The sequence below is a fragment of the Marinobacterium sp. xm-m-312 genome, from assembly GCF_013283295.1.
Lineage (GTDB): Bacteria > Pseudomonadota > Gammaproteobacteria > Pseudomonadales > Balneatricaceae > Marinobacterium_E.
Genome location: NZ_WBYS01000001.1, coordinates 367372 through 393034, shown reverse-complemented (window position 1 = coordinate 393034; position 25663 = coordinate 367372). Strand labels below are relative to the sequence as shown.

At 45.3% G+C, this 25663-nt stretch carries 30 protein-coding genes, 2 tRNA genes and 2 riboswitches; of the genes, 19 read left to right on the top strand and 13 right to left on the bottom strand.

Features of this window, described 5'->3' with window-relative positions:
* The first annotated feature begins 3 nt into the window (after window positions 1-3).
* The gene (locus XMM312_RS02030; RefSeq protein ID WP_173488623.1) at window positions 4-432 is read left to right on the top strand and encodes a DUF5681 domain-containing protein; all 429 of its coding nucleotides are present in this window, start codon (window positions 4-6) and stop codon (window positions 430-432) included.
* The gene (locus XMM312_RS02025) at window positions 429-683 is read left to right on the top strand and encodes a hypothetical protein (RefSeq protein WP_173488622.1); all 255 of its coding nucleotides are present in this window, start codon (window positions 429-431) and stop codon (window positions 681-683) included. Before XMM312_RS02030 ends, XMM312_RS02025 begins: the two co-directional genes overlap by 4 nt.
* Window positions 684-795: 112 nt before the next feature.
* Here the strand turns inward: XMM312_RS02025 and XMM312_RS02020 are convergent, their stop codons facing one another.
* A complete protein-coding gene (locus tag XMM312_RS02020) occupies window positions 796-1161 on the bottom strand; it encodes a hypothetical protein (RefSeq protein ID WP_173488621.1) in 366 nt (121 codons plus the stop codon).
* Between the two features lie 417 nt (window positions 1162-1578).
* On the opposite strand from XMM312_RS02020, the gene XMM312_RS02015 reads away from it, so the two are divergent.
* The 5 genes from XMM312_RS02015 to XMM312_RS01995 all read left to right on the top strand — a co-directional run bounded on the left by XMM312_RS02015 (window position 1579) and on the right by XMM312_RS01995 (window position 5102).
* Complete coding sequence (locus tag XMM312_RS02015) at window positions 1579-1836, top strand: hypothetical protein (protein ID WP_173488620.1); 258 nt, start codon at window positions 1579-1581, stop codon at window positions 1834-1836.
* Window positions 1837-1997: 161 nt separating this feature from the next.
* Window positions 1998-2534 carry a hypothetical protein gene (locus tag XMM312_RS02010; protein ID WP_173488619.1) on the top strand — a complete coding sequence of 179 codons (537 nt, stop codon included), beginning with the start codon at window positions 1998-2000 and terminating at the stop codon, window positions 2532-2534.
* A gap of 516 nt (window positions 2535-3050) precedes the next feature.
* Window positions 3051-3119: transfer RNA gene (locus tag XMM312_RS02005), tRNA-Ser, on the top strand.
* Window positions 3120-3227: 108 nt separating this feature from the next.
* Complete coding sequence (locus XMM312_RS02000; protein WP_173484588.1) at window positions 3228-4394, top strand: DUF6538 domain-containing protein; 1167 nt, start codon at window positions 3228-3230, stop codon at window positions 4392-4394.
* A 63-nt stretch (window positions 4395-4457) separates the two neighbouring features.
* A complete protein-coding gene (locus XMM312_RS01995) occupies window positions 4458-5102 on the top strand; it encodes a TMEM165/GDT1 family protein (protein ID WP_217363803.1) in 645 nt (214 codons plus the stop codon).
* 137 nt (window positions 5103-5239) lie between these two features.
* Here XMM312_RS01995 and XMM312_RS01990 read toward each other — a convergent pair whose 3' ends face one another.
* From XMM312_RS01990 to thiM, 7 genes are all read right to left on the bottom strand, one after another.
* Window positions 5240-5653 (bottom strand): cytochrome c, encoded by a 414-nt coding sequence (locus tag XMM312_RS01990; RefSeq protein WP_173480629.1) that lies wholly within the window; start codon window positions 5651-5653, stop codon window positions 5240-5242.
* Window positions 5650-5859 (bottom strand): heavy-metal-associated domain-containing protein, encoded by a 210-nt coding sequence (locus XMM312_RS01985; protein WP_173480628.1) that lies wholly within the window; start codon window positions 5857-5859, stop codon window positions 5650-5652. Before XMM312_RS01985 ends, XMM312_RS01990 begins: the two co-directional genes overlap by 4 nt.
* A 16-nt stretch (window positions 5860-5875) precedes the next feature.
* Window positions 5876-6343 (bottom strand): c-type cytochrome, encoded by a 468-nt coding sequence (locus XMM312_RS01980; protein WP_173480627.1) that lies wholly within the window; start codon window positions 6341-6343, stop codon window positions 5876-5878.
* A 6-nt stretch (window positions 6344-6349) separates the two neighbouring features.
* Window positions 6350-6817, bottom strand: a complete 468-nt coding sequence (locus XMM312_RS01975; protein WP_173480626.1) for a cytochrome c — start codon at window positions 6815-6817, stop codon at window positions 6350-6352.
* Window positions 6818-6996: 179 nt separating this feature from the next.
* Entirely contained in the window at window positions 6997-7794 is a 798-nt protein-coding gene (gene thiD, locus XMM312_RS01970; RefSeq protein WP_173488618.1) for a bifunctional hydroxymethylpyrimidine kinase/phosphomethylpyrimidine kinase, read from the bottom strand.
* Entirely contained in the window at window positions 7791-8411 is a 621-nt protein-coding gene (thiE, locus tag XMM312_RS01965; protein ID WP_173480624.1) for a thiamine phosphate synthase, read from the bottom strand. The genes thiD and thiE overlap by 4 nt, the downstream gene beginning before the upstream one ends.
* The gene (thiM, locus tag XMM312_RS01960; protein WP_173488617.1) at window positions 8408-9193 is read right to left on the bottom strand and encodes a hydroxyethylthiazole kinase; all 786 of its coding nucleotides are present in this window, start codon (window positions 9191-9193) and stop codon (window positions 8408-8410) included. The genes thiE and thiM overlap by 4 nt, the downstream gene beginning before the upstream one ends.
* 44 nt (window positions 9194-9237) lie before the next feature.
* Window positions 9238-9326: riboswitch (TPP riboswitch) on the bottom strand.
* 70 nt (window positions 9327-9396) lie between these two features.
* Window positions 9397-9499, top strand: a riboswitch (TPP riboswitch).
* 79 nt (window positions 9500-9578) lie between these two features.
* On the opposite strand from thiM, the gene thiC reads away from it, so the two are divergent.
* From thiC to XMM312_RS01920, 8 genes are all read left to right on the top strand, one after another.
* On the top strand, window positions 9579-11468 hold the full coding sequence (thiC, locus tag XMM312_RS01955; RefSeq protein ID WP_173480622.1) for a phosphomethylpyrimidine synthase ThiC: 1890 nt from the start codon (window positions 9579-9581) through the stop codon (window positions 11466-11468).
* Window positions 11469-12117: 649 nt separating this feature from the next.
* Window positions 12118-12744 carry a hypothetical protein gene (locus XMM312_RS01950; RefSeq protein ID WP_173483624.1) on the top strand — a complete coding sequence of 209 codons (627 nt, stop codon included), beginning with the start codon at window positions 12118-12120 and terminating at the stop codon, window positions 12742-12744.
* 406 nt (window positions 12745-13150) lie between these two features.
* Window positions 13151-14671, top strand: coding sequence for an ABC transporter ATP-binding protein (locus XMM312_RS01945; RefSeq protein ID WP_173488616.1), 1521 nt, complete (start codon window positions 13151-13153; stop codon window positions 14669-14671).
* Window positions 14668-15747, top strand: coding sequence for an ABC transporter permease (locus XMM312_RS01940; protein ID WP_173480619.1), 1080 nt, complete (start codon window positions 14668-14670; stop codon window positions 15745-15747). The genes XMM312_RS01945 and XMM312_RS01940 overlap by 4 nt, the downstream gene beginning before the upstream one ends.
* On the top strand, window positions 15747-16670 hold the full coding sequence (locus XMM312_RS01935; protein WP_173483627.1) for an ABC transporter permease: 924 nt from the start codon (window positions 15747-15749) through the stop codon (window positions 16668-16670). Before XMM312_RS01940 ends, XMM312_RS01935 begins: the two co-directional genes overlap by 1 nt.
* A gap of 28 nt (window positions 16671-16698) precedes the next feature.
* On the top strand, window positions 16699-17769 hold the full coding sequence (locus tag XMM312_RS01930) for a BMP family ABC transporter substrate-binding protein (protein ID WP_173488615.1): 1071 nt from the start codon (window positions 16699-16701) through the stop codon (window positions 17767-17769).
* Between the two features lie 136 nt (window positions 17770-17905).
* Window positions 17906-18319 (top strand): nucleotidyltransferase substrate binding protein, encoded by a 414-nt coding sequence (locus tag XMM312_RS01925; protein WP_217361984.1) that lies wholly within the window; start codon window positions 17906-17908, stop codon window positions 18317-18319.
* Window positions 18301-18615, top strand: coding sequence for a nucleotidyltransferase family protein (locus XMM312_RS01920; protein WP_173488614.1), 315 nt, complete (start codon window positions 18301-18303; stop codon window positions 18613-18615). Before XMM312_RS01925 ends, XMM312_RS01920 begins: the two co-directional genes overlap by 19 nt.
* Before the next feature lie 42 nt (window positions 18616-18657).
* On the opposite strand, the gene XMM312_RS01915 is transcribed toward XMM312_RS01920, so the two are convergent.
* Window positions 18658-18733 (bottom strand) — tRNA-Ala (locus XMM312_RS01915).
* Between the two features lie 186 nt (window positions 18734-18919).
* Between XMM312_RS01915 and XMM312_RS01910 the strand changes: the two genes are divergently transcribed.
* Window positions 18920-19678, top strand: a complete 759-nt coding sequence (locus XMM312_RS01910) for an IclR family transcriptional regulator (RefSeq protein ID WP_173480615.1) — start codon at window positions 18920-18922, stop codon at window positions 19676-19678.
* Between the two features lie 41 nt (window positions 19679-19719).
* On the opposite strand, the gene gltX is transcribed toward XMM312_RS01910, so the two are convergent.
* Window positions 19720-21201: a glutamate--tRNA ligase gene (gene gltX / locus XMM312_RS01905; RefSeq protein ID WP_173488613.1), complete on the bottom strand. Its 1482-nt coding sequence runs from the start codon at window positions 21199-21201 to the stop codon at window positions 19720-19722.
* A 72-nt stretch (window positions 21202-21273) separates the two neighbouring features.
* Complete coding sequence (locus XMM312_RS01900; RefSeq protein ID WP_173488612.1) at window positions 21274-21900, bottom strand: transaldolase family protein; 627 nt, start codon at window positions 21898-21900, stop codon at window positions 21274-21276.
* A gap of 73 nt (window positions 21901-21973) precedes the next feature.
* Here XMM312_RS01900 and XMM312_RS01895 point away from each other — a divergent pair, with 73 nt between their 5' ends.
* From XMM312_RS01895 to tal, 3 genes are all read left to right on the top strand, one after another.
* Window positions 21974-22912 carry a carbohydrate kinase gene (locus XMM312_RS01895; RefSeq protein ID WP_173488611.1) on the top strand — a complete coding sequence of 313 codons (939 nt, stop codon included), beginning with the start codon at window positions 21974-21976 and terminating at the stop codon, window positions 22910-22912.
* A 131-nt stretch (window positions 22913-23043) separates the two neighbouring features.
* Window positions 23044-24024 carry a tRNA dihydrouridine(20/20a) synthase DusA gene (gene dusA, locus XMM312_RS01890; RefSeq protein ID WP_173480611.1) on the top strand — a complete coding sequence of 327 codons (981 nt, stop codon included), beginning with the start codon at window positions 23044-23046 and terminating at the stop codon, window positions 24022-24024.
* 37 nt (window positions 24025-24061) lie between these two features.
* A complete protein-coding gene (gene tal, locus XMM312_RS01885; RefSeq protein ID WP_173480610.1) occupies window positions 24062-25015 on the top strand; it encodes a transaldolase in 954 nt (317 codons plus the stop codon).
* 41 nt (window positions 25016-25056) lie between these two features.
* Here the strand turns inward: tal and XMM312_RS01880 are convergent, their stop codons facing one another.
* Both XMM312_RS01880 and XMM312_RS01875 read right to left on the bottom strand, forming a co-directional pair.
* Window positions 25057-25350, bottom strand: a complete 294-nt coding sequence (locus XMM312_RS01880) for a type II toxin-antitoxin system RelE/ParE family toxin (protein ID WP_173488610.1) — start codon at window positions 25348-25350, stop codon at window positions 25057-25059.
* Window positions 25351-25353: 3 nt separating this feature from the next.
* Window positions 25354-25614, bottom strand: a complete 261-nt coding sequence (locus XMM312_RS01875; protein ID WP_173480608.1) for a type II toxin-antitoxin system Phd/YefM family antitoxin — start codon at window positions 25612-25614, stop codon at window positions 25354-25356.
* Window positions 25615-25663 lie beyond the last annotated feature (49 nt).

Genomic DNA, 25663 nt, shown 5'->3' with positions numbered 1-25663 from the left:
ATCATGACTGATAAACAGGCACTAACAGATCGCACGAATGGCCGCTTCTCTAAAGGGCATTCTGGCAACCCTAAAGGCAGGCCACCTGTGCTTGCTCCTGAGCTACGTCAGCGTCTGCATGAGGCAACGCCTGAGATAATAGAGAAAGTCGTTGAGAAGGCCTTACAGGGTGATTTGGCGGCCGCTAAGATCATCCTAAACCGAACAGCACCAATACCCAAACAATCCTCAGCAACAGTAACTATTCCTGATCTTGGTTCAGAATCGACTACCCTTGTCGAGAAGGCTGGCGCCATACTTAGCTCCGTAGCATCTGGTGATTGCCCTGCAGACGTCGGAGCAGTGCTTATGCAGTCCGTTACAGCTTTAGCCAAGGTTATAGAGGTCGATGAGTTAGAGCGTCGTGTAGCGGCTCTGGAGGCGCCTCAGTGAGCTTATCGTCCCTATCCAATAGACTGTCTCGTCTTGAGTCAGAAACACCGCATAACCAGCCTGTGAACATCTACATTATGGGTATCCAGCCAGAGCCAGTTGAGTTCAAAGGATACAAAGTCAAGCTGGACGAAGATGAGTTCATTTCCAGAGGTTCTGACAAGGATGAGTGTATGAAGGAAATCGATGAATGGGTTGAGTCTCGGCGTGACACCAAAGAAGTAAAGCTCTTATTTGTTGAGGTTAATTAGACATATCAACACTATACTTTTGAATGCCTTCATTAATAACGCACGAAGTACTGCGGTAAGCATGAAATCCAATCAATCAAATGAGTATATGTCTCAGTAGAGACAGAATAATTCATTGTGCTTTAAAACCTCTTCTGACCCATGCAACCCCAGCACCTAATGCAAATAATATCAGTATTGGTAAGAATATAAGCAAAGCAAATGGCTTGGTGCTTTCAAAAATTTTTAACCACCGATCTTGGTTTATCTTCTCGATAAAAATCAGTGAATCATCACGGTGCCTATGTGCATATATCGTTGCCTTCTTCCACCAATCTCTTACTAGATAAATGTTTTGCTCACTTCTTGGGCCATTTATGTATTGCTCCCAGTTTTTCCATAGTATGGTTGGAATCCCGTCAGTTACATCAGACTCAATTTCAAACTCGAACACTCCTTTAGAGATCTTCAATGAGTTTCTGTTGAGTTTGGCTTCCAAACTTGGTTCTGAAGTTTCAGATAGTCCTACATACCTCCGCGCTTCCTTTGGAAGAAACTTAAAAAATTCGAAGCTAAACGACGAGTGATACTTTCTTTGAAAAATATAATCCGATTGATCGACAAACCAAATGCTTCCAATGAGGAATGTCCACGTAATCGATATAAATACCCACAACCTTATCCATCCGTTCATACAGCTATTCGCTCATAATATTCCTCTCCTTTGCAAGGCTTGATACTACTATCAAATCTGTAATCCATATTTCTCCCTATGACAGTAACTTGGTTTAAGGCAGGTATATGTATAGCATTCACATAATATCTTATCCATGCAAAAGGACTTGTTTAGTTCAAAGTTACATCATCAACACTAGTTATGTTCAATCGTGTTATTAAAGATTGGATCTTTGCAATTATGAAAATACCAAGAAAAGATTACTGCCAAGTACACTTAGATGAGTGGAAAGAGAAGCTAGCTGTAACTGACTGGTTTGAATATTTAGATCAGCCAGATCGCCTAATGCGAGTGTTGGAAAAAGGTTACCCTTTCTCCATCAGTACTATGGAACAGATAGAAAAAAACCCTGAGTTCGTCTATTGGGAAGAGTTCGGTTCACTCATATCCACTTACTGGTATGGCATATGGCCTCATGCAACTCGTAAAGAATTATGAGTGGCTGAGGCGGTAGCTCAACTTCATGTCGACTGGTGGAGGCCTGGAGGTTTTCATGACACAGCACCGTTTGTTCAAGATGAGCTTAAAGCTAGATACAACGAGATTGTTCAGGATTTTAAACAGACTTTATCCAACGGAGCCTCCTAGTGACAGATAAAGTGCTATACATTACTGGTAGAGGTGGTGACCATACTAAGAGGCTAGGTGGATATATCAGCACACTAGTACCAAGTTATTCAGGCGTATCTGTCAGTGTTCCATTCCTTAGACAAAATGTTGATGAACAGATAGCTGAGATAAGAAGAGCTATAACCGATCATGGATCCGGCACACTGATAGCTAACTCTTATGGTGCTTACCTCACCCTAATGTCCCTTATCGACTTCGAGCATGAGTTAGAACAGTTAGTACTTCTGTCACCTGTGCTGGGTAAAGCTATGACTAAAGACCGCATGTACTACTCACGTCCACCAGCTACGGTTCGAGTAAGTAATGCAGTCAAAGAGAGACGAATCAATCTACCCGAGCGTACTGCAATATTCGTTGGAACGGAGGATGAACTTTACGATCCACCGTTGCTAGCTACGTATGCTGAAATAATCGGTGAGAATAATGTGTATGTACTTGAAGGTCAGCGGCACAACCTAGAAAAGGACGTGATGCAGGACATACTCAAAGCACGTCTCGGAATTTAACGAAAGGTATATCAATTGATCAAGAGCTTCATTCAGGGCAGATCTGCCTTCAATAGATACGTTGCAGTCGGTTTCATTGGCTCGTTCATACTTGGCGTGCTTAATATTAACTACGGCATGGGAAACCTTTACGGAGCATCAAGTAGTGATCACGATCTGCTTTGGTCAATATTCAATAAAGGGGTTCTCCTTCTCACAGTGAGTCTTACTTTCAGCATCGTGCTTTATCGAGCTATATGGCTGTACAAACGACAAGGTGGTAGATGGAGCTTCACCCTGATCACATTGGCTTGTGCACACATTTTAGTCTTCACATCACTAAGTACCCTAGTGATTGGAGCTAATGCTTACAGAGCCGCTGATGGGCTTCTGACGAAGGAACACGAGCCGTTGATACACACATTGGATGATTAGTTTTTGACGTAATTTGTCGTAAACCTACAGAAACGCAAGAAAACCAGAAACAACCGAATCCTTTACTAACAGCCACTTAGCAACCATACTAATACTGTGACAACCAATGTTGTGGGATTCAAAATCCGTTGCCTATAAAGCGTGTCGGTTCGAGTCCGACCATCGGTACCATTTATTTGGTATAGATTACAGAGAGACACTTTAGAAACCTTGAGATCCCTTAAGGTATCCCATTGTTTTCCTTGCGAATCCTCATGATCCGCGTCCAAGGAGTAGACAATGGCGTATACACAAAAGCATCCTTCGTACACCTTCGTTAAAGACTCTATCTATTATTTTTCTAGAGCTGTTCCTAGCGATCTTAGACACCACTACAAGTCTTCAAGGATTGTTCAGAGCCTTCGCACCAAATCATCTACACGAGCAGCAACAGCATCTAAACTTCTTTCATCTCGCTTAGATGACTACTGGCTAGGTCTGCGTCTTAAGGAGATGAACGTGCCTGCAGCACACCTACTGACCTCTCAAGCAACAACCAACCTGGACTCCACTCTTCCTACAATTGATGAAGCTATGGAGACTTACCTTTCAGTTAAGGGGCGGAGTAAAGGAAAGTATTTCTTTAGCCATACCAAGAGAGCCATAGGATATCTGAAAGAATGCTTGGGTCTTCGCTGCTTAGACCAATACACAACAGCAGACGCATCCAAACTAAGAGACTGGCTGCTTGAACGTGGGCTTCAAATGAGTTCCATTCAGCGTAATTTCACGTGTATTAAAGCCGTTGTGTCTTTTGCAATTAATGAGCTTGGTCTTGAGTGTAATAACGCGTTCCAAGGTGTTTACCTTGCTAATGATAGTGATAAGCATAAGCGCCTGCCCATTCCATTAGATAGCATCAAAAAGATTCAACAGGAATGCATGGTTTTAGATGATGACCTAAGACATCTCATAGCTCTCATAAGCGACACAGGTATACGTTTAGGAGAGGCTGTAGGGCTTCTTAGAACAGATATTATCCTTGAAGCAGAAACACCGCATATCATAATCCAAAAGCACTCACACAGGCCCTTAAAGACCTCTGCAAGCGCTAGAGTTATTCCTCTCGTAAGGTCTTCATTGTGGGCTGCTAAACGACTCCTAGAGAGCCCCCTAAATGAGTTTTGCTTCCCAAGATATGCAAACCAAAATGAATGTAAAACAAACTCTGCAAGCGCCGCTTTGAACAAGTGGATAAAAATAATTGCAGGAAAGGACGCCGTTATTCACGGACTACGCCACAGTTTTAGAGATAGATTGAGAGCAGCAGATGCACCTTCAGAACTTATAGACCAGTTAGGTGGCTGGAGTGTTCAAAGTGTTGGGCAAGGCTATGGTAATGGCTACCCACTTAAAACCTTGCACAACTGGATGACCAGAGCTATGCGCGTTAATGATGACGACTAACGGCACAAAGTAGCCATATTATGAAGATCAATTTAATGTAACGAATTAACTAAAAAGTTTCTTTTGAAAAGATTAGAATCTTTAAAACTCCATAAGGCTCCTATTGTGATTCAGTCTGAGTTTGTTACAACTTTGGTCTCTACATTTTCTTTAGTTTCACTAGCAGAAATTGGCGATAAAAGTCTGTTGGTCTGTATGGCGCTTGCTACACGCTACCGTCATTGGCCAGTATTTTGGGGTGCAGCAATAGCATTTCTAGTCTTAAACTTGCTAGCTGTTATTTTTGGTTCAACCATAGCGGCGTTGGTACCTGAATCAATAATTTTAGCGACTGTAGCAGTGATGTTTATCGTTTTTGGTGTGTTGGCACTTAGAGCTACCGAAGATGAGGAAGATATTGAGCTAGAAGAGAAAGCGAGTCATGGTATCTTCATAACAACCTTTTTAATGATTTTAGTTTCAGAGTTTGGTGATAAAACCCAAATAGCTGTAGCGGCATTATCAACCACTATGGATGCTCTATCCGTTTGGATTGGCGGTAGCCTAGGTTTGATTGCGATATCCGTATTAGGAATTTGGGCGGGTAAAGCTCTTGTTAGAAAAATCCCGCTTCATTGGCTGCACAGAGCAGGTGGAGTTCTTTTTTTAATGTTTGGTGGCTTTGCAGGGTATAAGTTTATTAGCACTTTAGGCGCTAATTATTTCTGAGCCTAACTTCGTACTTTTCGACTGTGGCAAACCAATTAATTTGTAGTGACGTCTGAAGGTCATAAACAGTCGTCAGCTAAAGAATATTCAGTTGTGGCTCACAAAAAATAACCATGAGCCACGCCCAGACAATCTTTTTACATCTTATGTGGAACCGTTTTGATTCCATTTATCTCCTGCATTTCACGTATATATTGAATGATTGCAGGAACTTGCATGAATGTAATCTGTTCTTGTGCAGGCATATCACCAAATGGCCAGTGATGTTGCCGTGTACCGTTTTTAATAGCACTCACAATAGACTGATTTGAATGATGCCCTGGATTGTAAATTGAGTGAATTAAAGGAGGTCCCTTATCACTACCTGATCCATTTTCACCATGGCATTGCGCACAGTTATCCTTGAATACTTTGGCGCCAAACTTGGCTCTATCGCTCAGCGCACCAGTTTTAACATCGACGTGATTCTCTTTATGACCTGCGTGTACTGGAACACTTAACCCCAGAACAAACGAAGAACAAAGAAGCATTTTTAAACTTTTATTTATCACTGATTTACCACTTCAGATTCATAGCCTGCATCTTGGAGTAGACTTAGAACTTCATTTATGGGTTTTTCTGTCGCCAGTGAAACTGTTTTACTATCAAGATCTACACTGACCTCACTGATTGCAGTATCTGCAGCCAATGCTTCCTGAATTGATGATACGCACCCTCCGCAGTTCATCCCTTCAACATACAATTTAATGTTATTCATAGTAATTTCCTCTACGTTATTTATTGTTAACCATCTCTGTATGTCGTTGAGCCAAGTCCTTAGGCCACTCAGATTTAATATAAGCTAAAACATGCCAAATTTGCTCATCTGTTAGCTTTTTCTTGAACGCTGGCATATTTGATTTGTACTCTTTGCCTGCAATTGCCTGTACACCAAATTTAGTAAGCTTAAACAAAAGCTGATCATCGTGATGCCAAGTGTGTCCTGACTCATCATGCGGTGGAGCGGGTAAGTAGCCCTTTAAATCACGTTGTTTCCAATTAACTTGGCCCTCCAGACTGGAGCCGTGGCAGGAAGCACACTCAGCGAAGTAAATTGCTTTTCCCTTCGCTACAGCCTCTGCATCTTTGTAGGGGATACGCTCATCTGGTTGCTGGAAGCTGAAATATAGAAATAGTGACACTGCAAGTAAGGCACTGATAACGATGACTACAGTGTGATTCAAACTCTTAATTTGGAACATAGTTATTTAATCTTTGTACCTGTCATGACAAGCCTTACAGGACTTCGCTAATTCACCATATGCATCCCTAACAGCATCGAGATCTTGCAATGTGGCGGATTCTACTAGGGTAATTGAATTTAATAGGTAAGTTTGACGATGCGCATCAAATCTACTCCACTCTTGCCAAATTAATGGCATAGCTTCAGATGGCTTTTGGTTTGAACCCACTGGGAAATAGTTAAGCATTTCATTCCCCCACTTTACCAACTTCTCCGACTCTAAAGTGATTGTTTGAAAATCAGGAGCTTTAATCGCCTGCTTGATGGTTTTCATGGATTTCTTAGCCTGCTTAAAATTATCCATTCGCTCCTTAACAACTCCAGTTGCACCAGAGTGTGCATAAGCAGCAAATGCAGCAACAAATAAAACACTGGCCAAGGTAAGTCTAAGTGATTTTTTCCGCATTACTTTTACCTTCAAGATAACTTCCATCAAATCATGCAACCTAAACCTGTCATTAGATTGAAAGGCGATATAAAAACATCAATAGTTACACTTGAAGAATAACTAGCTTCTCCTTTTGACTGAGCTGCAGAGTTTACGCGAAGTGTCTCTTATGGGTCGAATACAGACAACTGCTATGTTGAAGTAACTAAGTTAGGTTCAAACTATTATTCTGCAAGACTCCAAAAGTGATTAGTGGGGCCATGACCATTGCCTACGCAAAGCCTATCTGCTGCTTTAATAGCGTTGGTAATATAACCTTTAGACTCTAAAATGGCTTCTTGGATCGAGTAATTCTTACCAATAAGGGTGGCTAGTGCTGAACTAAGAGTGCATCCTGTTCCATGAGTGTTTTTCGTTTCAAAACGCTTTTCCTCTAACCATATCAGACTGCCGTCGGTTGCTAAAAGGTCTGGACTGTCTTTACCCTTTAGATGCCCTCCCTTAAGTAAAATGGATTCTACTCCTTGATTCAAAAGGTCTTTGGCTTGAGCTTCCATTTCAGCTCTACTAATAGCTTCTTTTTGACCCAGAAGCACAGCAGCCTCCGGAAGATTTGGCGTTATTAAAGTGGCTAGTGGTAGAAGAGAATTTTTTAGTGCATTTACGGCATTTGAATCCAACAAAGGATCACCACTTTTGGCGACCATCACAGGATCTAAAACGATAGGAACATTTTTGGTTTTCAAACATTCTGCGACAGTTGTAATTATTTCGGTTGATCCCAGCATTCCAATTTTTATGGCATCCACACGAATATCATCAAAAATAGCATCTAGCTGAGCTTTGATTAAACTAGCTTCTATCAACTTTACAGCCTTAACCCCAGAGGTGTTCTGTGCAGTCACTGCTGTGATAACCGACATTGCGTAACCACCTAATGCAGAGATAGTTTTAATATCTGCTTGAATGCCCGCCCCACCTGATGAGTCTGAGCCAGCAATAGTAAGAATGTTCTTGATCATGTTTTGCTCCATTCTTTTCTAAGGTTTTCTACCGATTGTTTTGGGTCATCCGAACGTGTAACTGTTGATACAACTGCTATACCTGAAACTCCAATAGATTTAAGAATAGGGATATCAGATGATGACATTCCTCCTATCGCATATGTTGGAATAGATGACTGCTTGACAGCATCTTTCAAACCATCAAACCCAATAGGTGGAGCATGATCTGACTTTGTTTGAGTTGCTCTGATAGGGCCTATACCGAAGTAATCAGCAATCTGCTGATTCGCTTCATTGATTTGAGAACTATGCTCAATGGACAGACCCAAAATTTGAGTTGGGGCAAGTGATGCTTTGATAGCAGCTAATTCACCATCACTCTGACCTACATGAAGTCCGCACTGAGGCAACTCTTTAGCCACGTTTACTCGGTCATTCAGAATTAGCTCACAATCATATCCCTTGAGGTCTTTCATAAGCAGAACTGCTTTACTGAAATAGCCAGCATCACTGATATGTTTGTCACGATACTGAATTAAATGCGCACCGCCTTCAGCCGCAAAGTTAACCTGATCTCTAATAGACCAGGGTGATTCAGTATCGGTGATGACATAAATAGGGCCAAGTCTGTTCACAATGTAACCTGTGAACGACTAGTCACTGCCTCCCCAGACAGAGATGCAAGTGTATCTATGAACTCTACCCAGAACGAACCAGGGCCTTTACATTTATTCTCTGCAATCTCACCCGCTATACCGAAGTACGTTAAAGCTGAAACAGTAGCTTCAAATGATGGTTGACCAATACAGAACGCAGCAATAACGCCATTCAAAGAGCAGCCCATAGTCGTTACTTTACTCATGTAATAGCTGCCATGAGGGATCTCTACAGTTCGCTCACCATCAGTGACGACATCAATCGCCCCCGTAACTGCGACAACAGATCCGAGCTGATTAGCTAGGGTGCATGCTGCATCAATAGCTGACTCTACTGAATCTCGCCCATCAACGCCTTGGCCCGAACTTTCAAGACCAGCGAGAGCCATGATTTCAGACGCATTACCACGTATTACGGTTGGTTTTATAGCCAGTAATTGTTTAGAGGCTTGTTGTCTATACTTGGTTGCACCAACGCCTACAGGGTCAAATACCCAGGGCTTACTCTGAGAATTCATCTGCTTGGCTGCTTTACACATAGCTTCCAACCAAGCAGGCTCCAGGGTTCCAATATTCACAGTCAGTGCATTTGAAATTGCGGCAAAGTCTTCAACTTCTTCTAGGCTATGCACCATAGCTGGTGATGCACCAGCAGACAGCAAAACATTTGCCATACTGTTCATGGCTACAAAATTAGTGATGTTGTGAACTAGTGGTGATGCAGAACGCATCTGATCAAGGTAGTGTCCGATATTTTCCATGGTCTCTCCAAGGCCACAGAGAGACGGGGAATCCTAGCTTTATGACTAGTGGATTCTCGACTCCCTACGCCAGCATTATCTGGTTCAGGTACTAAGGGTGCTTCTCAGCCTTTTGGCGCCCCTGTCTTTTTTCAATGTATTTTTTACGCTCGCATTTGTAAATAGATCTCTGTTGATTTGTTTCATTTTTGTGTTTATTTTAAAAAAACTTGTCGGAGTGCCTTATTGGCTGAGATCGCACATTGTGCGGGATCCGCAGAACCTGAACGGGTTAGAACCCGCGTAGGGAACAAGATTTCTTGATTCTGCAGTCACCCTTATCTTGGGTCGCCACGTATCTATTCGATACCACTCGACAAGCAATCCAGTTAGTTCAGGAGTGCTTATGTCAGAAAATACAAAACCTACCAGCTCACAAACAGCTCAAGAGTCTGCGAGAGACTTTATCTACTCACTATCATCTAACCCTTTGCCGGGTTCGGAGAGAATCTATGTCCAAGGATCTCGAGCGGACATACAAGTTCCCATGCGAAAAATTAGTTGTAATCCAACACCGATAGCTGATGAGAAAGATGCCTCAAATTGGGAGCAGAACGAACCTATCTATGTTTACGAAACAGCGGGTGCATACTCGGACCCCAATAAGCACATAGACGTTACAGAAGGGCTTGAGCCTCTTCGTGAGGGATGGATCACTGAGCGTGGAGACACAGAGGTCTTAGATGTTTTAAGTTCTGAATATGCTCGCTTACAACAGATAGATATTCGAGGAGAAGCAAAGCGTTTTCAAAAACGAGTTCGTATTCGCAAAGCCTTGAAGAGCAAATGTGTTACTCAAATGCACTATGCGCGAAAAGGGATCATCACCCCAGAAATGGAGTTTATCGCTATCCGTGAAAATCAAAACCTGGAAGCGATAAAAAGCGAGCTGCTACGTAAACAACATCCAGGTGAGAGCTTCGGAGCCAATATTCCTGAAAAAATAACAGCAGAGTTTGTGCGTACAGAAGTTGCAGAAGGCAGGGCTATTATACCCTCTAACATCAACCATCCTGAGTCTGAACCTATGATTATTGGGCGCAACTTCCTAGTAAAAGTGAACTCTAACATTGGTAATTCAGCAGTTACTTCTTCAATAGAAGAGGAGGTAGAAAAGCTTGTATGGTCAACTCGATGGGGTGCGGATACATTGATGGATCTATCAACTGGCGATGACATCCATCAGACGCGTGAATGGATTATTCGTAATTCACCCATACCCATCGGAACAGTACCCATTTATCAGGCACTAGAAAAAGTTGACGGGATTACAGAGAACCTTAGTTGGGAAGTCATAAAAGATACGCTTATTGAACAAGCAGAACAGGGCGTAGATTACTTTACGGTCCACGCAGGGGTGCTTCTTGAATACGTACCTATGACTGCCAATCGTTTAACAGGGATTGTCTCTCGCGGTGGTTCCATTATGGCTAAATGGTGTCTCTTTCATCATCAAGAAAACTTCCTTTACACTCACTTTCGGGAGATATGTGAGATCTGTGCCGCCTACGACGTAGCATTATCTCTCGGTGACGGGCTGCGTCCAGGCTCAATCATGGACTCGAACGATGAGGCTCAATTTAGTGAGCTTCGAACACTCGGTGAGTTGACGAAAATTGCTTGGGAATATGATGTTCAGGTCATGATCGAAGGTCCTGGTCATGTTCCGATGCAGCGAATTCAGGAAAATATGACTGAAGAGTTAGAACATTGCCATGAAGCACCGTTTTATACTCTAGGACCTCTGACTCAGGATATAGCACCTGGTTACGACCACTTCACTTCAGGGATTGGTGCAGCTCAAATTGGTTGGTATGGATGCGCTATGCTCTGTTACGTGACCCCGAAAGAACACCTAGGTCTACCTAACAAGGAGGATGTGAAGGACGGGCTGATAACATATAAAATTGCAGCTCACGCCGCTGATCTCGCTAAAGGCTTCCCTGGCGCACAGGTTAGAGATAACGCCCTGTCAAAAGCTCGATTTGAGTTTCGCTGGGAAGATCAATTTAATCTCTCGCTTGATCCATACAGGGCTAGAGAGTTTCATGATGAAACGATGCCTGCACCCGCAGCAAAGGTAGCCCATTTTTGCTCAATGTGTGGTCCTAAATTCTGTTCAATGAAGATCAGCCAGGAAGTAAAAGAATATGCTGATATCAAAGCACATGGTATGAAAGAGATGTCAGGTAAATTTGAAGAGCTTGGTTCATCTTTATATCACGCTAGTAACTAGGAAAATATTGGGCAAGTAACACTAGCTACCTTTGGGGACCCATTGTCTACTCCTTGGACGCGGATCATGAGGATTCGCAAGGAAAACAATGGGATACCTTAAGGGATCTCAAGGTTTCTAAAGTGTCTCTCTGTAATCTATACCAAATAAATGGTACCGATGGTCGGACTTAGAGACTGCCCAAGTACACCACCTTTCCTTGCAAAACATATACTTACATACCTTAGGTTCACCCTCAAGAGACCTTTTTGTGTCTACGGTTTTGTCTACGGATAAGTCCCTTTACCCGTAGGACGCTCTAACTCTCTTTCTGAGCTAAATTCACCGAAAATCTTTAAGACACTCATCAATTGAATCGGATAATGAGTAACCCCCCTTCACCCTATCAAAAATCGCAAGCACTAATTAGCAAGTAGATTGAAATTCAGATTCTTAAGTTCCCCTAACGATAGAAAGTTAGCTCGTAAGTGTTCTCTATATGGAACACTTAAATCATTGCAACCCGCATGAAACCTGACTTTCTAGTTTCTTTCAATTAGATACTAAAGGGGATAAAAAATTGACTTGTAGACTAGATGCTTCCGTTTTTGAAGTTGCAGAACCAACATTTCCATATGAAGAACGATCTTGGGGAAGATATAACCATTCTATGCAGCGTAAGATCGTTGAATGTCTCAAGCAGGAAGGAGAGCCAGATATCGCATCACAAGTTTGTCTAGATAATGAAGCAAATGAACAACTAGTAACCTACTCAATTAATACTGGTTTGGTTCTAGATGTTAGACCATGCAATTTAAAGGACGAAGTAGTCAACTTTAGACAGTCCCATCCAATATGGTCTCTTTCTCAGGAAGACCATGTCAGGCTCTATTTTAAAACCTATCAACATATGGAGTTAACTGTCGATCGCATGTCCTATGCTTTGACTGAGAACCTTAGCAAAGCTGCGCGCAAATACCTTACTTATCTACAAGATAATGTATTAGGAAGAAATTACTGTTTGGTAAACATTAGTGACCTGACGGCATACGTTGGAGACGCCTATAGAAAAGCTAAGCTTGAGTTGACCAGATTCAATTTCTTGCGCAACGTTAAAACACGGCTTCCTAAGCAATTGAGCCTAGTGCAAGTAAATCCATTGCTAATGTATCGTGGCATGCCTTTAAGTCAGAAAAGCAGCCCTGTTGATGATTGGTACAAATCTATAAAGCCCAGGGTGAAGGGGGGTTACTCATTATCCGATTCAATTGATGAGTGTCTTAAAGATTTTCGGTGAATTTAGCTCAGAAAGAGAGTTAGAGCGTCCTACGGGTAAAGGGACTTATCCGTAGACAAAACCGTAGACACAAAAAGGTCTCTTGAGGGTGAACCTAAGGTATGTAAGTATATGTTTTGCAAGGAAAGGTGGTGTACTTGGGCAGTCTCTAAGTCCGACCATCGGTACCATTCATTAGGTACAAAGAGAGCATCTAGAGAAAACACGACCACGCGTCGTGTTTTTTTATGCCTAAAATTACTAAGAAAACCTTCCCAGTTACCAAATACTTTATCTAACCCCTAAATATAGAATCACTCAGTGACAGAGTGATGACATCTGTTCCTTCCCTAGGTATTCTTATTCAATTGTTAACCAGGCAGTCAGACAGCGACTGTTCTTTCAGCCACCAAGAGAAAGCGATTCAATGGCAGATGCGCTCTTAAAGATTAATGGCCTGACGAAGGCATACCCGGGTGTTGTCGCCAATAACAATGTCTCTTTCGAAATCAACAAGGGCGAAGTTCATGCCCTTTTAGGTGAGAACGGTGCCGGTAAAAGCACACTGGTTAAGATGATCTACGGCCTGGTTAAACCTGACTCTGGCCAAATGACACTCAACAACTCCGACTACTCGCCAGTGTCGCCCAACGCGGCTCGCTCATCAGGTGTTGCGATGGTGTTTCAGCACTTCTCCCTTTTCGATGCATTAACCGTTGCTGAAAACATTGCACTGGGCATGGATGACGCACCCAAGCCACGTGAGCTATCCAAAAGTATTGAGCTCGTCTCACATGCCTATGGATTACCGCTTGAGCCAAACCGTATTGTAGGGACCCTGTCGGCGGGTGAACGTCAACGCGTTGAGATTATTCGCTGCTTGTTACAAAACCCTGAGCTTTTGATTATGGATGAACCCACGTCGGTTCTGACTCCCCAAGAGGTCGAGATCCTATTCAAAACTTTGCGCCAGCTTAAAGAGGAAGGTACCTCCATTCTTTACATTTCACACAAGCTTGAAGAGATTCGTGCTCTGTGTGATGAAGCGACCGTACTTCGGCATGGTGAGAAGGTCGCAACCTGTGTGCCGTCAAAAACCACGGCTCGCGAGATGGCGGAGATGATGGTGGGTGCCAGTTTTGCAAACCCGGTTAAATCCAGCCGAAATATTGGTGAAACCATACTCTCTGTTAAAGCCCTCTCTTCGTCCTCACAAGATCAATTTGGCACTTCACTTAAATCGATCAATATCGACCTTAAAGCCGGTGAGATACTGGGTATTGGCGGAGTTGCTGGTAATGGTCAGGATGAACTCCTTTCGGCACTCTCTGGCGAACTTAAAACGAACGCAAATGCCATTCAATTTAATGGCGAACCCATCGGTGAGCTAGGCCCTATCAAACGTCGTCAGCTAGGTCTTCTGAGTGCACCCGAAGAGCGACTAGGCCATGCAGCCGCTCCTGCCATGTCACTGAAAGAGAATACTGTGATTACTGCAGCTCGCCGTATGGGGCTTTTGAAAAGTGGTTTTGTGAACTGGTCTAGCGCCAATGACTATGCCGAAGAGGTTATTGAAGACTTTGACGTGCGCACCCCTGGCACTCACACTCCAGCCGGCTCTTTATCAGGCGGTAACTTACAAAAATTTGTCGTGGGCCGTGAGGTTTTGCAAAAGCCAGAAGTGCTGGTCATTAACCAACCTACTTGGGGAGTCGATGCGGCTGCAGCGGCTTCTATTCGGCAAAAACTATTGGACCTTGCTGATAATGGTGCGGGTGTCGTAGTGATCAGCCAAGATTTGGATGAACTGTTAGAGATCAGTGATCACTTCTGTGCGCTTAATGAGGGCTCACTCTCTGAAATCGTTCCCACTGCAGGGTTAGGTATGGATCAAATAGGTTTGATGATGGGCGGATCGACTGCCTCTGTTGAGGAGAGTGCACAGTGATACGTTTTGAAAAACGGTTAGCGCCGTCACGAACAACCACCATCCTGACTCCAATTATCGCAGTCATCCTTACCATGATTGCCGGCGGCATTATGTTTGCAGCCCTGGGTAAAGATCCGTTTGAAGCCATACGCATCATCTTTTGGGATCCACTCTTTGATGAGAACTTCGCCTCCTACTCACGACCACAACTACTGGTTAAAGCAGGCCCACTGATTCTGATTGCTATTGGTCTGTCGGTCGGATTTAAAGCGGGCATCTGGAATATTGGCGCTGAGGGTCAGTACATTATGGGGGCTATCTTTGGTGCCGCTGCTGCACTGGCCGTCTACCCTGCTGAATCACCGTTTATTTTCCCCACCATGATCATTGCTGGCGCTTTCGGCGGATGGCTCTGGGCTATGATCCCTGCAGTTCTTAGAACCAAGTTTAAAACGAATGAGATTCTCGTCTCGTTAATGCTGGTCTACGTAGCTGAATCGATTCTAGCTTCCGTAGCGCAAGGGCTTTTAAAGAACCCTGACGGATATGGATTCCCGGGTTCACGCAACCTGCAACAGTACCCAAGTGCGTTCAATGGTGAAGTGATTGCCAATTCCGGCATGCACTGGGGCGTCATCACTGCATTTATTGCGGTGATCTTTACCTACGTCATGATGACTCGTCACATTCGCGGATTTGAAGTTCGTCTAATGGGTGAAGCACCTAAAGCAGCCCAATTTGCCGGTGTCTCTACGACACGTCTAATTGTCTTCTGTCTTGGTTTCTCTGGAGCCTTGGCGGGTCTAGCAGGAATGTTTGAAGTGGCAGGCCCAGCAGGCCAAATCACCATCGACTTCAACTCTGGATACGGCTTTACAGCCATCATCGTTGCCTTCTTAGGACGACTTCACCCAGTGGGTATTCTGTTAGCTGGTCTATTAATGGCACTGACTTACATCGGCGGTGAATTAGCACAGTTGATGTTGGGACTTCCCGGCGCCTCCATCCAGCTATTCCAAGGTATGTTGCTTCTATTCTTGCTGGCGACGGATATGTTTACCAACTACCGAATTCGATTGGGAGCGGCTCAATAATGGATCTTTCAGGAATCAGCCCCGTCCTTTTGATCGCCTCTTTAATGGTATCAGCCACTCCGATCTTGCTGGCTGCCATCGGTGAGACCGTCGTAGAGAAGTCCGGTGTGCTTAACCTTGGTGTTGAGGGCATGATGATTGTCGGTGCGGTGGTCGGTTTTATAACGGCCGTTAATACGACTAGTCCTGCACTGGGGTTTGTAACGGCGGCTATTGCCGGTGCGTTGCTATCGACTATCTTCGCAACCTTGGTGCTCTTCTTTAAATCGAACCAAGTGGCGACTGGCTTGGGGTTAACCTTAGTCGGCTTAGGTATCTCTGCGCTGTTGGGTAAACCTTATGAAGGGATCAAGTCACCCACCCTTCAAGCCTTCGAGATTCCCGTTCTATCAGACATCCCTGTATTGGGGCCTATGCTGTTCTCACACGATCCAATGGTCTATATCTCTATTCTGATCGTGGCAGCCGTTTGGTTTGTTCTTAAGTACACGCGCATCGGTTTGGTACTTCGCGCAGTAGGTGAAAATCACGATGCTGCTCACGCCCTGGGCTATAAGGTTATCCGCATCCGTTTCATGGCGATCATGTTCGGTGGTGCTTGTGCTGGCTTGGGCGGTGCATACATCAGTCTGGTTCGTGTCCCACAGTGGACCGAGGGTATGACAGCGGGTGCGGGTTGGATCGCACTGGCAATTGTTGTATTCGCCAGCTGGAAGCCTTGGCGAGCACTATTGGGCGCTTATCTATTTGGTGGCATCACCGTGCTGCAGCTTAATCTGCAAGCAGCTGGTGTCGCAATTCCAGTTGAGTACTTGTCTATGTCACCGTTTTTGATAACAATTCTCGTACTGGTCATTATTTCGGCAAAAGGGAATCACGGGGCACCCGCCTCCCTTGGCCGCCTGTTCCACGCCTCAAACTGAGGTTAAAAAAACTCACTAGGGAGACCCTATGAAACTTAAATCAATCCTTACTACTGCGGCTGCGGCGATCACGCTTAGCTCTGCAGCAATCGCAGCCGACGTTAAAGTTGGTTTCGTCTACGTTGGCCCAGTGGGTGACGGTGGTTGGACTTACGAGCACAACCAAGGCCGCCTAGCGGTTGAGAAGCACTTCGGTGATCGCGTTGAAACGATCTACCAAGAGAGCGTTCCAGAAGGTGCTGACTCTGAGCGTGTTATGACTCAGATGGCTCTTCAAGGCGCTGATCTAATCTTCACAACCTCATTCGGTTACATGGATCCAACCATCAACGTTGCTAAGAAGTTCCCTAAAGTGAAGTTCGAGCACGCGACTGGCTACAAGCAAGCAGACAACGTATCTGTCTACTCTGCTCGTTTCTATGAAGGCCGTGCAGTTCAGGGTCACATCGCGGGTAAAATGACTAAAACCAACAAAGTTGGTTACATCGGTTCATTCCCAATCCCAGAAGTTATTCGTGGCATTAACTCGGCTTACATCCACGCTAAGAAAGCGAATCCAAATGTCGAGTTCAACGTTGTTTGGGCTTACACTTGGATCGATCCAGCTAAAGAAGCAGATGCAGCTAAAGCTCTAATCGAGCAAGGCGCTGACGTTATCCTTCAGCACACTGACTCAACTGCACCACAGGCTGCTGCACAGGAAGCGGGCAACGTAATCACTTTCGGTCAGGCATCTGACATGGCTGAATACGGTCCAATGCCACGCGTTTCATCGATCATCGATAACTGGGCACCATACTACATCGCACGTACTCAAGCAGTTCTAGACGGTACTTGGGAATCAGTAAACACTTGGGACGGTATCGGCGCTGGCATGGTTGGCATCGGCGAGATCTCGTCTGCAGTACCTGCAGACGTGAAAGCTGAAGCAATCGCACTACGTGATGCACTAGCTTCTGGCGAATACCACGCATTCACTGGCCCAATCAACAAGCAAGACGGTTCTGCTTGGTTGGCTGAAGGCGAAACAGCGGATGATGGTACTCTTGCAAGCATGAACTTCTACGTAGAAGGCCTAAAAGGTTCTATCCCACAATAAGCTGAAATTGCTTTGAAAGAGCCCTGGTAACTGAGTTGCCGGGGCTTTTTTATGGGCAACTATTTGAAGTTGTCTGGGCATCAATTTGAGTGGAAAGTGTGTTTAAATAAGACTTAGTTCAAACAATGTGATGATTATGGAATTAGATCTAACACCATTTAACAACGCTCTTAAGAAGCTAATAGAAGGATTGGAGCGTTATCAGCTTGATACCTCAGACGATCAAGTCCGTGACGGTTTAATTCAACGCTTTGAATTCACGTACGAACTCGCACATAAGATGATTCGCCGGTACCTTGTTGAGAGTTCCGCCAACAGTGACAGTATTAATGAACTCAGTTTTCAGGGTTTAATTCGCACGGCTTCTGATAAGAAATTAATTAAAGGCAACTGGTCAGATTGGAGCACTTATCGAGAGATGAGGGGTAAAACTAGCCATACTTATGACGAAAGCGTTGCCATCCAAGTAGTGGAAGGAATTCCAGCATTTATTGATGAAGCTGTTCACCTGCAAAAGATATTAACGAACAAATGCCAGAACTCAATCTAGATCATTTACGGATCAGTGAGCACGAATTAGAAACGGTAAGAGGCATCCTTGAATCGGAAGTCTCTGGCATTTCAGTCATAGCATTTGGCTCCAGAGTAACTGGAAAATCTCGACCCTACTCAGATCTAGATTTAGCTATTATGACTGAGACCCCTCTTGGCTTGAGCAAAATTGCTTCGATCAAAGACGCATTTGATCGGTGTGACCTAGTTTGGCCGGTAGACATTGTAGACTGGTCTACAACCTCTGAACGATTTAGAAAGATCATAAAAGATTCATACGTTCGAGTTCAGTGAAGTTCAAACAAAAAAGGCCACCTTACGGTAGCCATTTTTATTTGGTGGAGCCTAGGAGGATCGAACTCCTGACCTCTTCGCTGCCAGCGAAGCGCTCTCCCAGCTGAGCTAAGGCCCCATCAGAGCAAGCAGGATATTAATCAAACCGAACAGCCCTTGCAACTGCTAATCTCTCAAGAGTGCGAGAGAGATAATAATTTTCATTCTGAAATAAATTCACAATATGAAATATTCACTATTTGAAAAACTTACTGCATCATGAAAAATACACTAACTAGATGACAATATTATTGAGAAGCCCAAAATGAGTGATAATTCCGGATCTAAAATACAGGTAATCGATCGTGCTGTTCAAATCTTAGAAGCACTGGCTCGCTACTCAAAACCGGTTAAATTAAAGATCCTTAGCGCCGAAACGGGACTTCACCCATCGACTGTTCACCGTATTTTGCACTCTCTTAGCGACAACAAATTCGTTGAAGCCAGTGGTAATGGTGAATATCGCCTTGGCCAAAAACTGATCCAGCTGACTAGCGGCTTGCACTCAGAAGTCGATATTAGAGCCGTTGCCCTACCCCACATGGAAGCACTGCGTGATCGTACCGGCGAAACGGTGAACCTGACATTGCGCGAAGGCGATGTCGTTATCTATTTTGAGAAAGCGACACCTAATCGTATGATGCACGTTAACCAACTGATCGGCAGCCGTGCACCACTGCATGTCACAGCAGTCGGAAAGCTGATGCTAGGCTTGGGAGGCGACTCCAGTATCGATGGTTATGCAAAACGAACTAACCTACCTGCATACACTCGCAACACACTTAGCGACATAGACGCCCTTAAAAGAGTTTGTCACGAATCGGTTGAACGAGGCTATTCACTGGACGATGAAGAGGCCGAAATTGGTGTGGGCTGTATTGGCGTGCTGATTTACGATCGCAACGGTAAGGTGGCTGCAGGACTTTCTGTTTCAGCGCCTATCGAACGACGCAAAGAGGAGTGGATCGCTGACCTAAAGGCAACGGGAGAGCGAATTTCTGAGCAGTTGGGGTTTAGATCTTAGTTGAGCACCAGACAGGCATTTAAACCTGTCTGGTTTTCTCATTAAACGATCGAGCGAAACTCTTTCTCCCAAGCCTTCGTCTGCTTCTTGGACGGGCCACCGACGATGTCCAACGCATGACGCAAGCGAGCACGGCTCATATCCGGACCCAGAATCGACATTGAATCTACGACAGAGACAGACTGTGACGTACCTGCAATCGCGACAAACAGCGGGAATAGGAAGTCACGGATCTTGAACTCCATCGCATCACTCAAGCCTTTTAGGCTATTAAAGAGTGAGTCACGATCCCATTCGCGCTGCTGATCAAGATGCCATACTGCAAATTGCAGAATACGACGAACATCTTCCTCTTGAAGCGACTTATGAGCAAAGCTCTCTAAGGTGATTGGCATCATGCCCGACAGGAAGAAACTCGCTAAAGGTGCCACATCAGTGAACTTCTCAACACGTGGTTGGATCAGTGGAATAATCTGCATCAGATACTCTGGATTAAGTGCCCACTTCTGGAACTCAGCGGCAAATGCAGCAGGATCCAACTCTTCACGAATCCATAGGCCGTTCAACCAGCTCAGCTTCTCCTGATCGAAAACAGGACCACCGAGTGATACACGCTGGATATCGAAGTTTTCGAACATCTGATCACGAGTGAACTTCTCAGACTCGTCTGGCATCGACCAACCCATACGGCCAAGGTAGTTCAACAACGCTTCTGGTAGGTAACCCATGCGTTTGTAGAACAGGATCGAAGTTGGGTTCTTGCGCTTGGAGAGCTTTGACTTATCAGGGTTACGCAACAACGGCATGTGGCAAAGCTGAGGCATATCCCAGCCAAAGTACTGGTATAGCAACTTGTGCTTAGGCGCCGAGTTAATCCACTCCTCACCACGAATCACGTGGGTGATCTCCATTAGGTGATCATCAACAACGTTTGCCAAGTGATAGGTTGGCATGCCATCAGATTTTAGAAGGATCTGCGCATCAACAAGAGCCCAATCAAGCTCAATCGTGCCGCGAAGCATATCATCGACTTCACAAACACCCTCAAGAGGCACCTTCATACGAACAACGAATGGCGCACCCGCAGACTGACGTTTCTCAACTTCGTCAGTCGGAAGAGCCAAATCACACTCTTTAAGCGCACGATTTATGCCCTGCTCTTTTAGAGATGCACGTAGCTGATCAAGCTCCTCTCCGGTACGGTAACAGATGAAGGCATTACCCTCTTCAACAAGACGCATCGCAAAGTCTTTGTAGGCATCTTTTCGCTCAGACTGACGGTAAGGACCGTGCGGACCACCCACATCTGGACCCTCATCCCATTCCAAACCTAACCAGCGCATAGAGTCGAGGATTGCCTGCTCAGACTCAGGCGTTGAACGAGTCTGATCGGTATCTTCGATTCGCAGAATAAATTGGCCGCCATGCTGGCGAGCAAAGGCAAGGTTAAACAGTGCGATGTAGGCAGTACCTACGTGTGGATCGCCTGTTGGAGATGGAGCAACACGTGTACGAACGGTCATAAACTTAATAGATCCGAAAATTAATAATGGCGTGAATTATAAAGAACTGTTGTCTGATCTTAAACCGACATTTCAGCTCTTCGCGGCCTCTTCAAACTGCGCGATGGCTGCTTCCGTCATCTCATCACTCAATAGATCATTCAGCAAGGCACCCGGAATCGTAAAGCAACGATGACCGAGCGTGACCAAATGCTCGAACTGATCGATCGAGCGCAGGCTTGCGACTAGGATCTTTGTATTCTGGCAGGCAGCGCGCAAGCCAGCTAAGATAACTTCCACATCACGATTCGACTCAGCCAATCGGGCATAATAAGGCGCAGCATAAGCAGCGCCTAGGCGTTCTGCTGCAGCTCCTAAATGGACTGAGTAGACACCGGTAATGGTCGTACGCTCAGGCACGGCTAATTGGGTTGCCAGAGCGAAGCCTTTTTCATTGGCTGGGATTTTGACGAGGGTGTTATCACTGATCGAAAGAATCTTCTCCGCCATTGCTTCCCAATCATCACCAAACACCTGTAGCTGAAGGTGGTTAAACCCTAGATCCATCGCTTGATCAAGCAGCGCTTTATAGGTGTCGATTGAGCAGTGCAGACCGGCTCTCTGAATAAGAAGTGGATTGGTCGTAACGGCCGAAAATAGGCCAGTTGGTGATACTCTCTTCCAATCTTTTACGTCAGCACTATCAAGCAACCATTCCATGAGGTTAAAATCCACTTATAAAACTAAAGTTTGACATTATAGAGCGTTATAACGCTCTACTTAAGGAGTTTTGATGTTTTTGTGTTGCGGCGATGCCTTGTATGACGTTTTCCCTGGCGATTCTGCCTCTACTGGTCAGGTGACATTAAATGCGACGGTGGGTGGATCCCCCCTGAATGTCGCTATCGGCCTAGCACGCATGGGCAACCCTACCGGTTATTTAACCGCAAACTCCAACGATCCATTGGGTCAAAAATTGGCGGGGCACCTTGCTGCTAACGGCGTAGAGACTAAGTTCTTAGCCAGTAGCGATCTCAACACGTCACTGGCGATGATCGCTCTCAACGAAAATGGCCACCCTGCCTACTCTTTTTACATCGATGGTTGTGCAGATGTCTCTTTAACTCAAGAGCAGTGCCCAGATCCCTCTCTGTTTACAGCCATCTCGTTAGGCTCCTACAGCACGGTTGTTGAACCGGGTGCAAGCACACTGGAGTGGTTTGCCAGTGAGGCACGTAACGCGGGTGCGTTAATTGCTTATGACCCGAATGTACGCCCAAGCATTCAACCAGACCCCGCTGTATGGCAGGCAAAGATTGATCGTTTAGGCAAAATCGCTCACGTAATGAAGATGTCCGATGAGGATATCGAGTTCTTATCACCTGGCAGTTCCATCGAAGATTACGCTAAAGCGTGTTTGGCTTTAGGCCCACGCTGGGTGTTTGTTACTCAGGGTGGTGACGGAGCGCATGCTTTTGGAGCCAAAGGAGAGTACTTCCACTCACCGGCACCAAAGATTACCGTTAAAGATACCGTTGGGGCAGGTGATACCTTCCAGGCTGGATTAATTCACGAAATATTCCAACAAGGTGGCCCTGATAATCTGGATAACCTTGATGCGGCAAAACTGATAAAATTTGCAGCCCATGCTGCGGCAGTAACCTGTGAGCGAAATGGTGGTGATTTGCCAATGCTTGCCGATATTTCAGCGCGTTTTGGTGATTTGAGTTAACCGATGTTGGAGCGGTCTTGAAAAGGCCGCGATTCTTGCAAGTCTGATCGCCTCATCTTCGATAAGGCTCCAACAGATACAGTGTAATTAGAGAGTAGGGTCAGACCGAAGGTCAGACCTTGGTGTGTTTAATGACTACAACAAGCTTCTCCCGCAAATTTTCAGTCGCTCCCATGATGGATTGGACGACGCGTGATTGTCGTTTCTTTCATCGCCTGATGTCTCGCCATACTTTGCTGTATACCGAAATGGTGACGACGGGTGCACTGATTCATAACGACCCTGCTCGCTGGTTGGACTATAACGCCGAGGAACACCCGCTTGCTCTGCAGCTTGGAGGTAGTAATCCTGAGGATCTCGCTAAGTGCACAAAGTTTGCCGAAGAGTGGGGTTACGATGAGGTGAACCTTAATGTGGGCTGCCCGTCGGATCGTGTCCAGAACAATATGATCGGTGCCTGCTTAATGGCACACCCTCAATTAGTTAAAGAGTGTTTGGGCGAGATGCAGGCAGCGGTATCAATCCCAGTGACCGTTAAACACCGTTTAGGCATAGATGATCTCGACAGCTACGAGCTGCTAGAGCAGTTTGTTGAGACGGTTGCTGAAAGCGGTATCAACAGCTTCACCATCCACGCTCGTAAAGCCATTCTGGATGGCTTAAGCCCTAAACAGAACCGCGAAGTACCACCGCTTATCTACGACAATGTCTATAAGATCAAACAGCGGTTTCCAGAGTTAGAGGTTGTGATCAACGGTGGCATCAAAACACTGGATGAGTGCGAAGAGCACCTGCAGCATGTAGATGGTGTGATGATTGGGCGTGAAGCTTACCAAAACCCCTACCCGCTTCTTAGCCAAGTAGACTCAAGACTCTTTGGTGAAACTGGCACACCGCTTGCTAGAACCGAAGTGGCAGAGCAGTTCATCCCTTACATTGAACGGGCCATGGCCAATGGCCATTCGCTCTATGGTGTGGTGAAACATTTGCTAGGACTATTTCATGGCGAGCGCGGTGGTAAGCAGTTTAGACGCCATCTCAGTGAAAACGGACATAAACGCGAAGCGGGTGTTGAAACCTTCCGCGAAGCTCTTAAATTTGTAACAGAGTAACGATACTCTAAGTCGATCAGCTACAAGGACGAGATAGATGAATCAACTAGACCAACTTAAATCCATGACCACCGTCGTTGCCGACACTGGTGACATTGATGCTATTCGACAGTTCACGCCACAGGATGCGACCACCAACCCCTCACTGCTTCTAAAAGCGAGTGAAGATCCTAAGTACGCTCACCTGCTAGAACAGTCGATCAACTGGGCTAAAGTACAGGGCGGAAGTGACAGTGAGCAGCTGGCTAACATGACCGACCACCTCGCAGTTTTGATTGGTAGTGAGATCACTAAAATTGTACCGGGCTACATCTCTACCGAGGTTGATGCACGCTTCTCTTTCGATACTCAAGCGACACTTAAAAAGGCCTACCGTCTGATTGAGCTTTATGAAGCGCAGGGCATTAGCAAAGACCGTGTGCTAATTAAGATTGCTTCAACTTGGGAAGGCATCCAAGCCGCTCGTGAACTCGAGAAGAACGGCATCCGTTGTAACCTGACGCTGTTATTCGGATTTGCTCAGGCACAGGCTTGTGCCGATGCTGGTGCTTACCTGATTTCACCTTTTGTCGGTCGTATTTTGGACTGGTACAAAAAGCAGACTCCTGACGCTGATTTCACTGGTGATAATGACCCTGGCGTGCAGTCAGTGACGCGTATCTACAACTACTACAAAGCGAATGGCTACGACACCGTTGTCATGGGCGCCAGCTTCCGTAATACCGGCGAGATCATCTCTTTAGCGGGTTGTGATCGTCTCACCATTGGTCCAAGCCTACTTGAAGAGCTAGCTGCTGCGACAGGTTCTATCGAACAGCGTCTCGTTGCAGCGAATGCTAGCAGCCAGGATGCCAAAGTGGGCCCAACCGAATCAGCGTTCCGTTGGGGCATGAACGAAGACGCTATGGCGACTGAAAAGCTGTCAGAGGGTATTCGTAACTTCGCGATCGATCAGGTTAAGTTAGAGAAGCTGTTAGCTTCAAAAGCTTAAGGGTTGGAGCGGTCTTTCAAAGGCCGCGATGATATTTTAGGCTACTCTGAAATTGGCTTCATCAACCTCTCTGAGCGCCAAACTCTGACGACTGTAATCCAATTTTCTGTGATTCGATAAACGACTCGATATGGAGGACGGATGAGCTCCCTCAGTGTATCGACTTGGAACTCAGGAACAACTCGCCCCATTTTAGGGTTTTCTAACACCAACTCCATTGCGTGAATAAGATCACCCACTATCTCTTCGCCTCTCACCTCTAAACCTTCAGATTTGAAGTGTTCCAATATCTCTTTTAGATCCGTTCGAGCTGAGTAAGTGAATTTGATCTGCACGATTTAGATCCCGAGATCCGCTTTAAGCTCATCGAGGGTTAGAGTTTTCTCCTGCTTTTCTTCCAACAAACCTTTAGCGACGGCTTTAACAAACTCTAACTGATCACTCTGCTCTTCAAACTCAGCTAAGCTTTGAATAACAGCAACACCACGACCGCGACTGGTTAACAGAACAGGACGTTTGGCTGTTTGTGTATGTGTGACCACTTTTCCTGGATTAACCTTTAAATCCTTCAGCGGGACGATATCTTCTGAGAAACGCATTAAGAAACCTTTTAGCTGGACCTGTTAATAGAACCTTTATACTAGACAT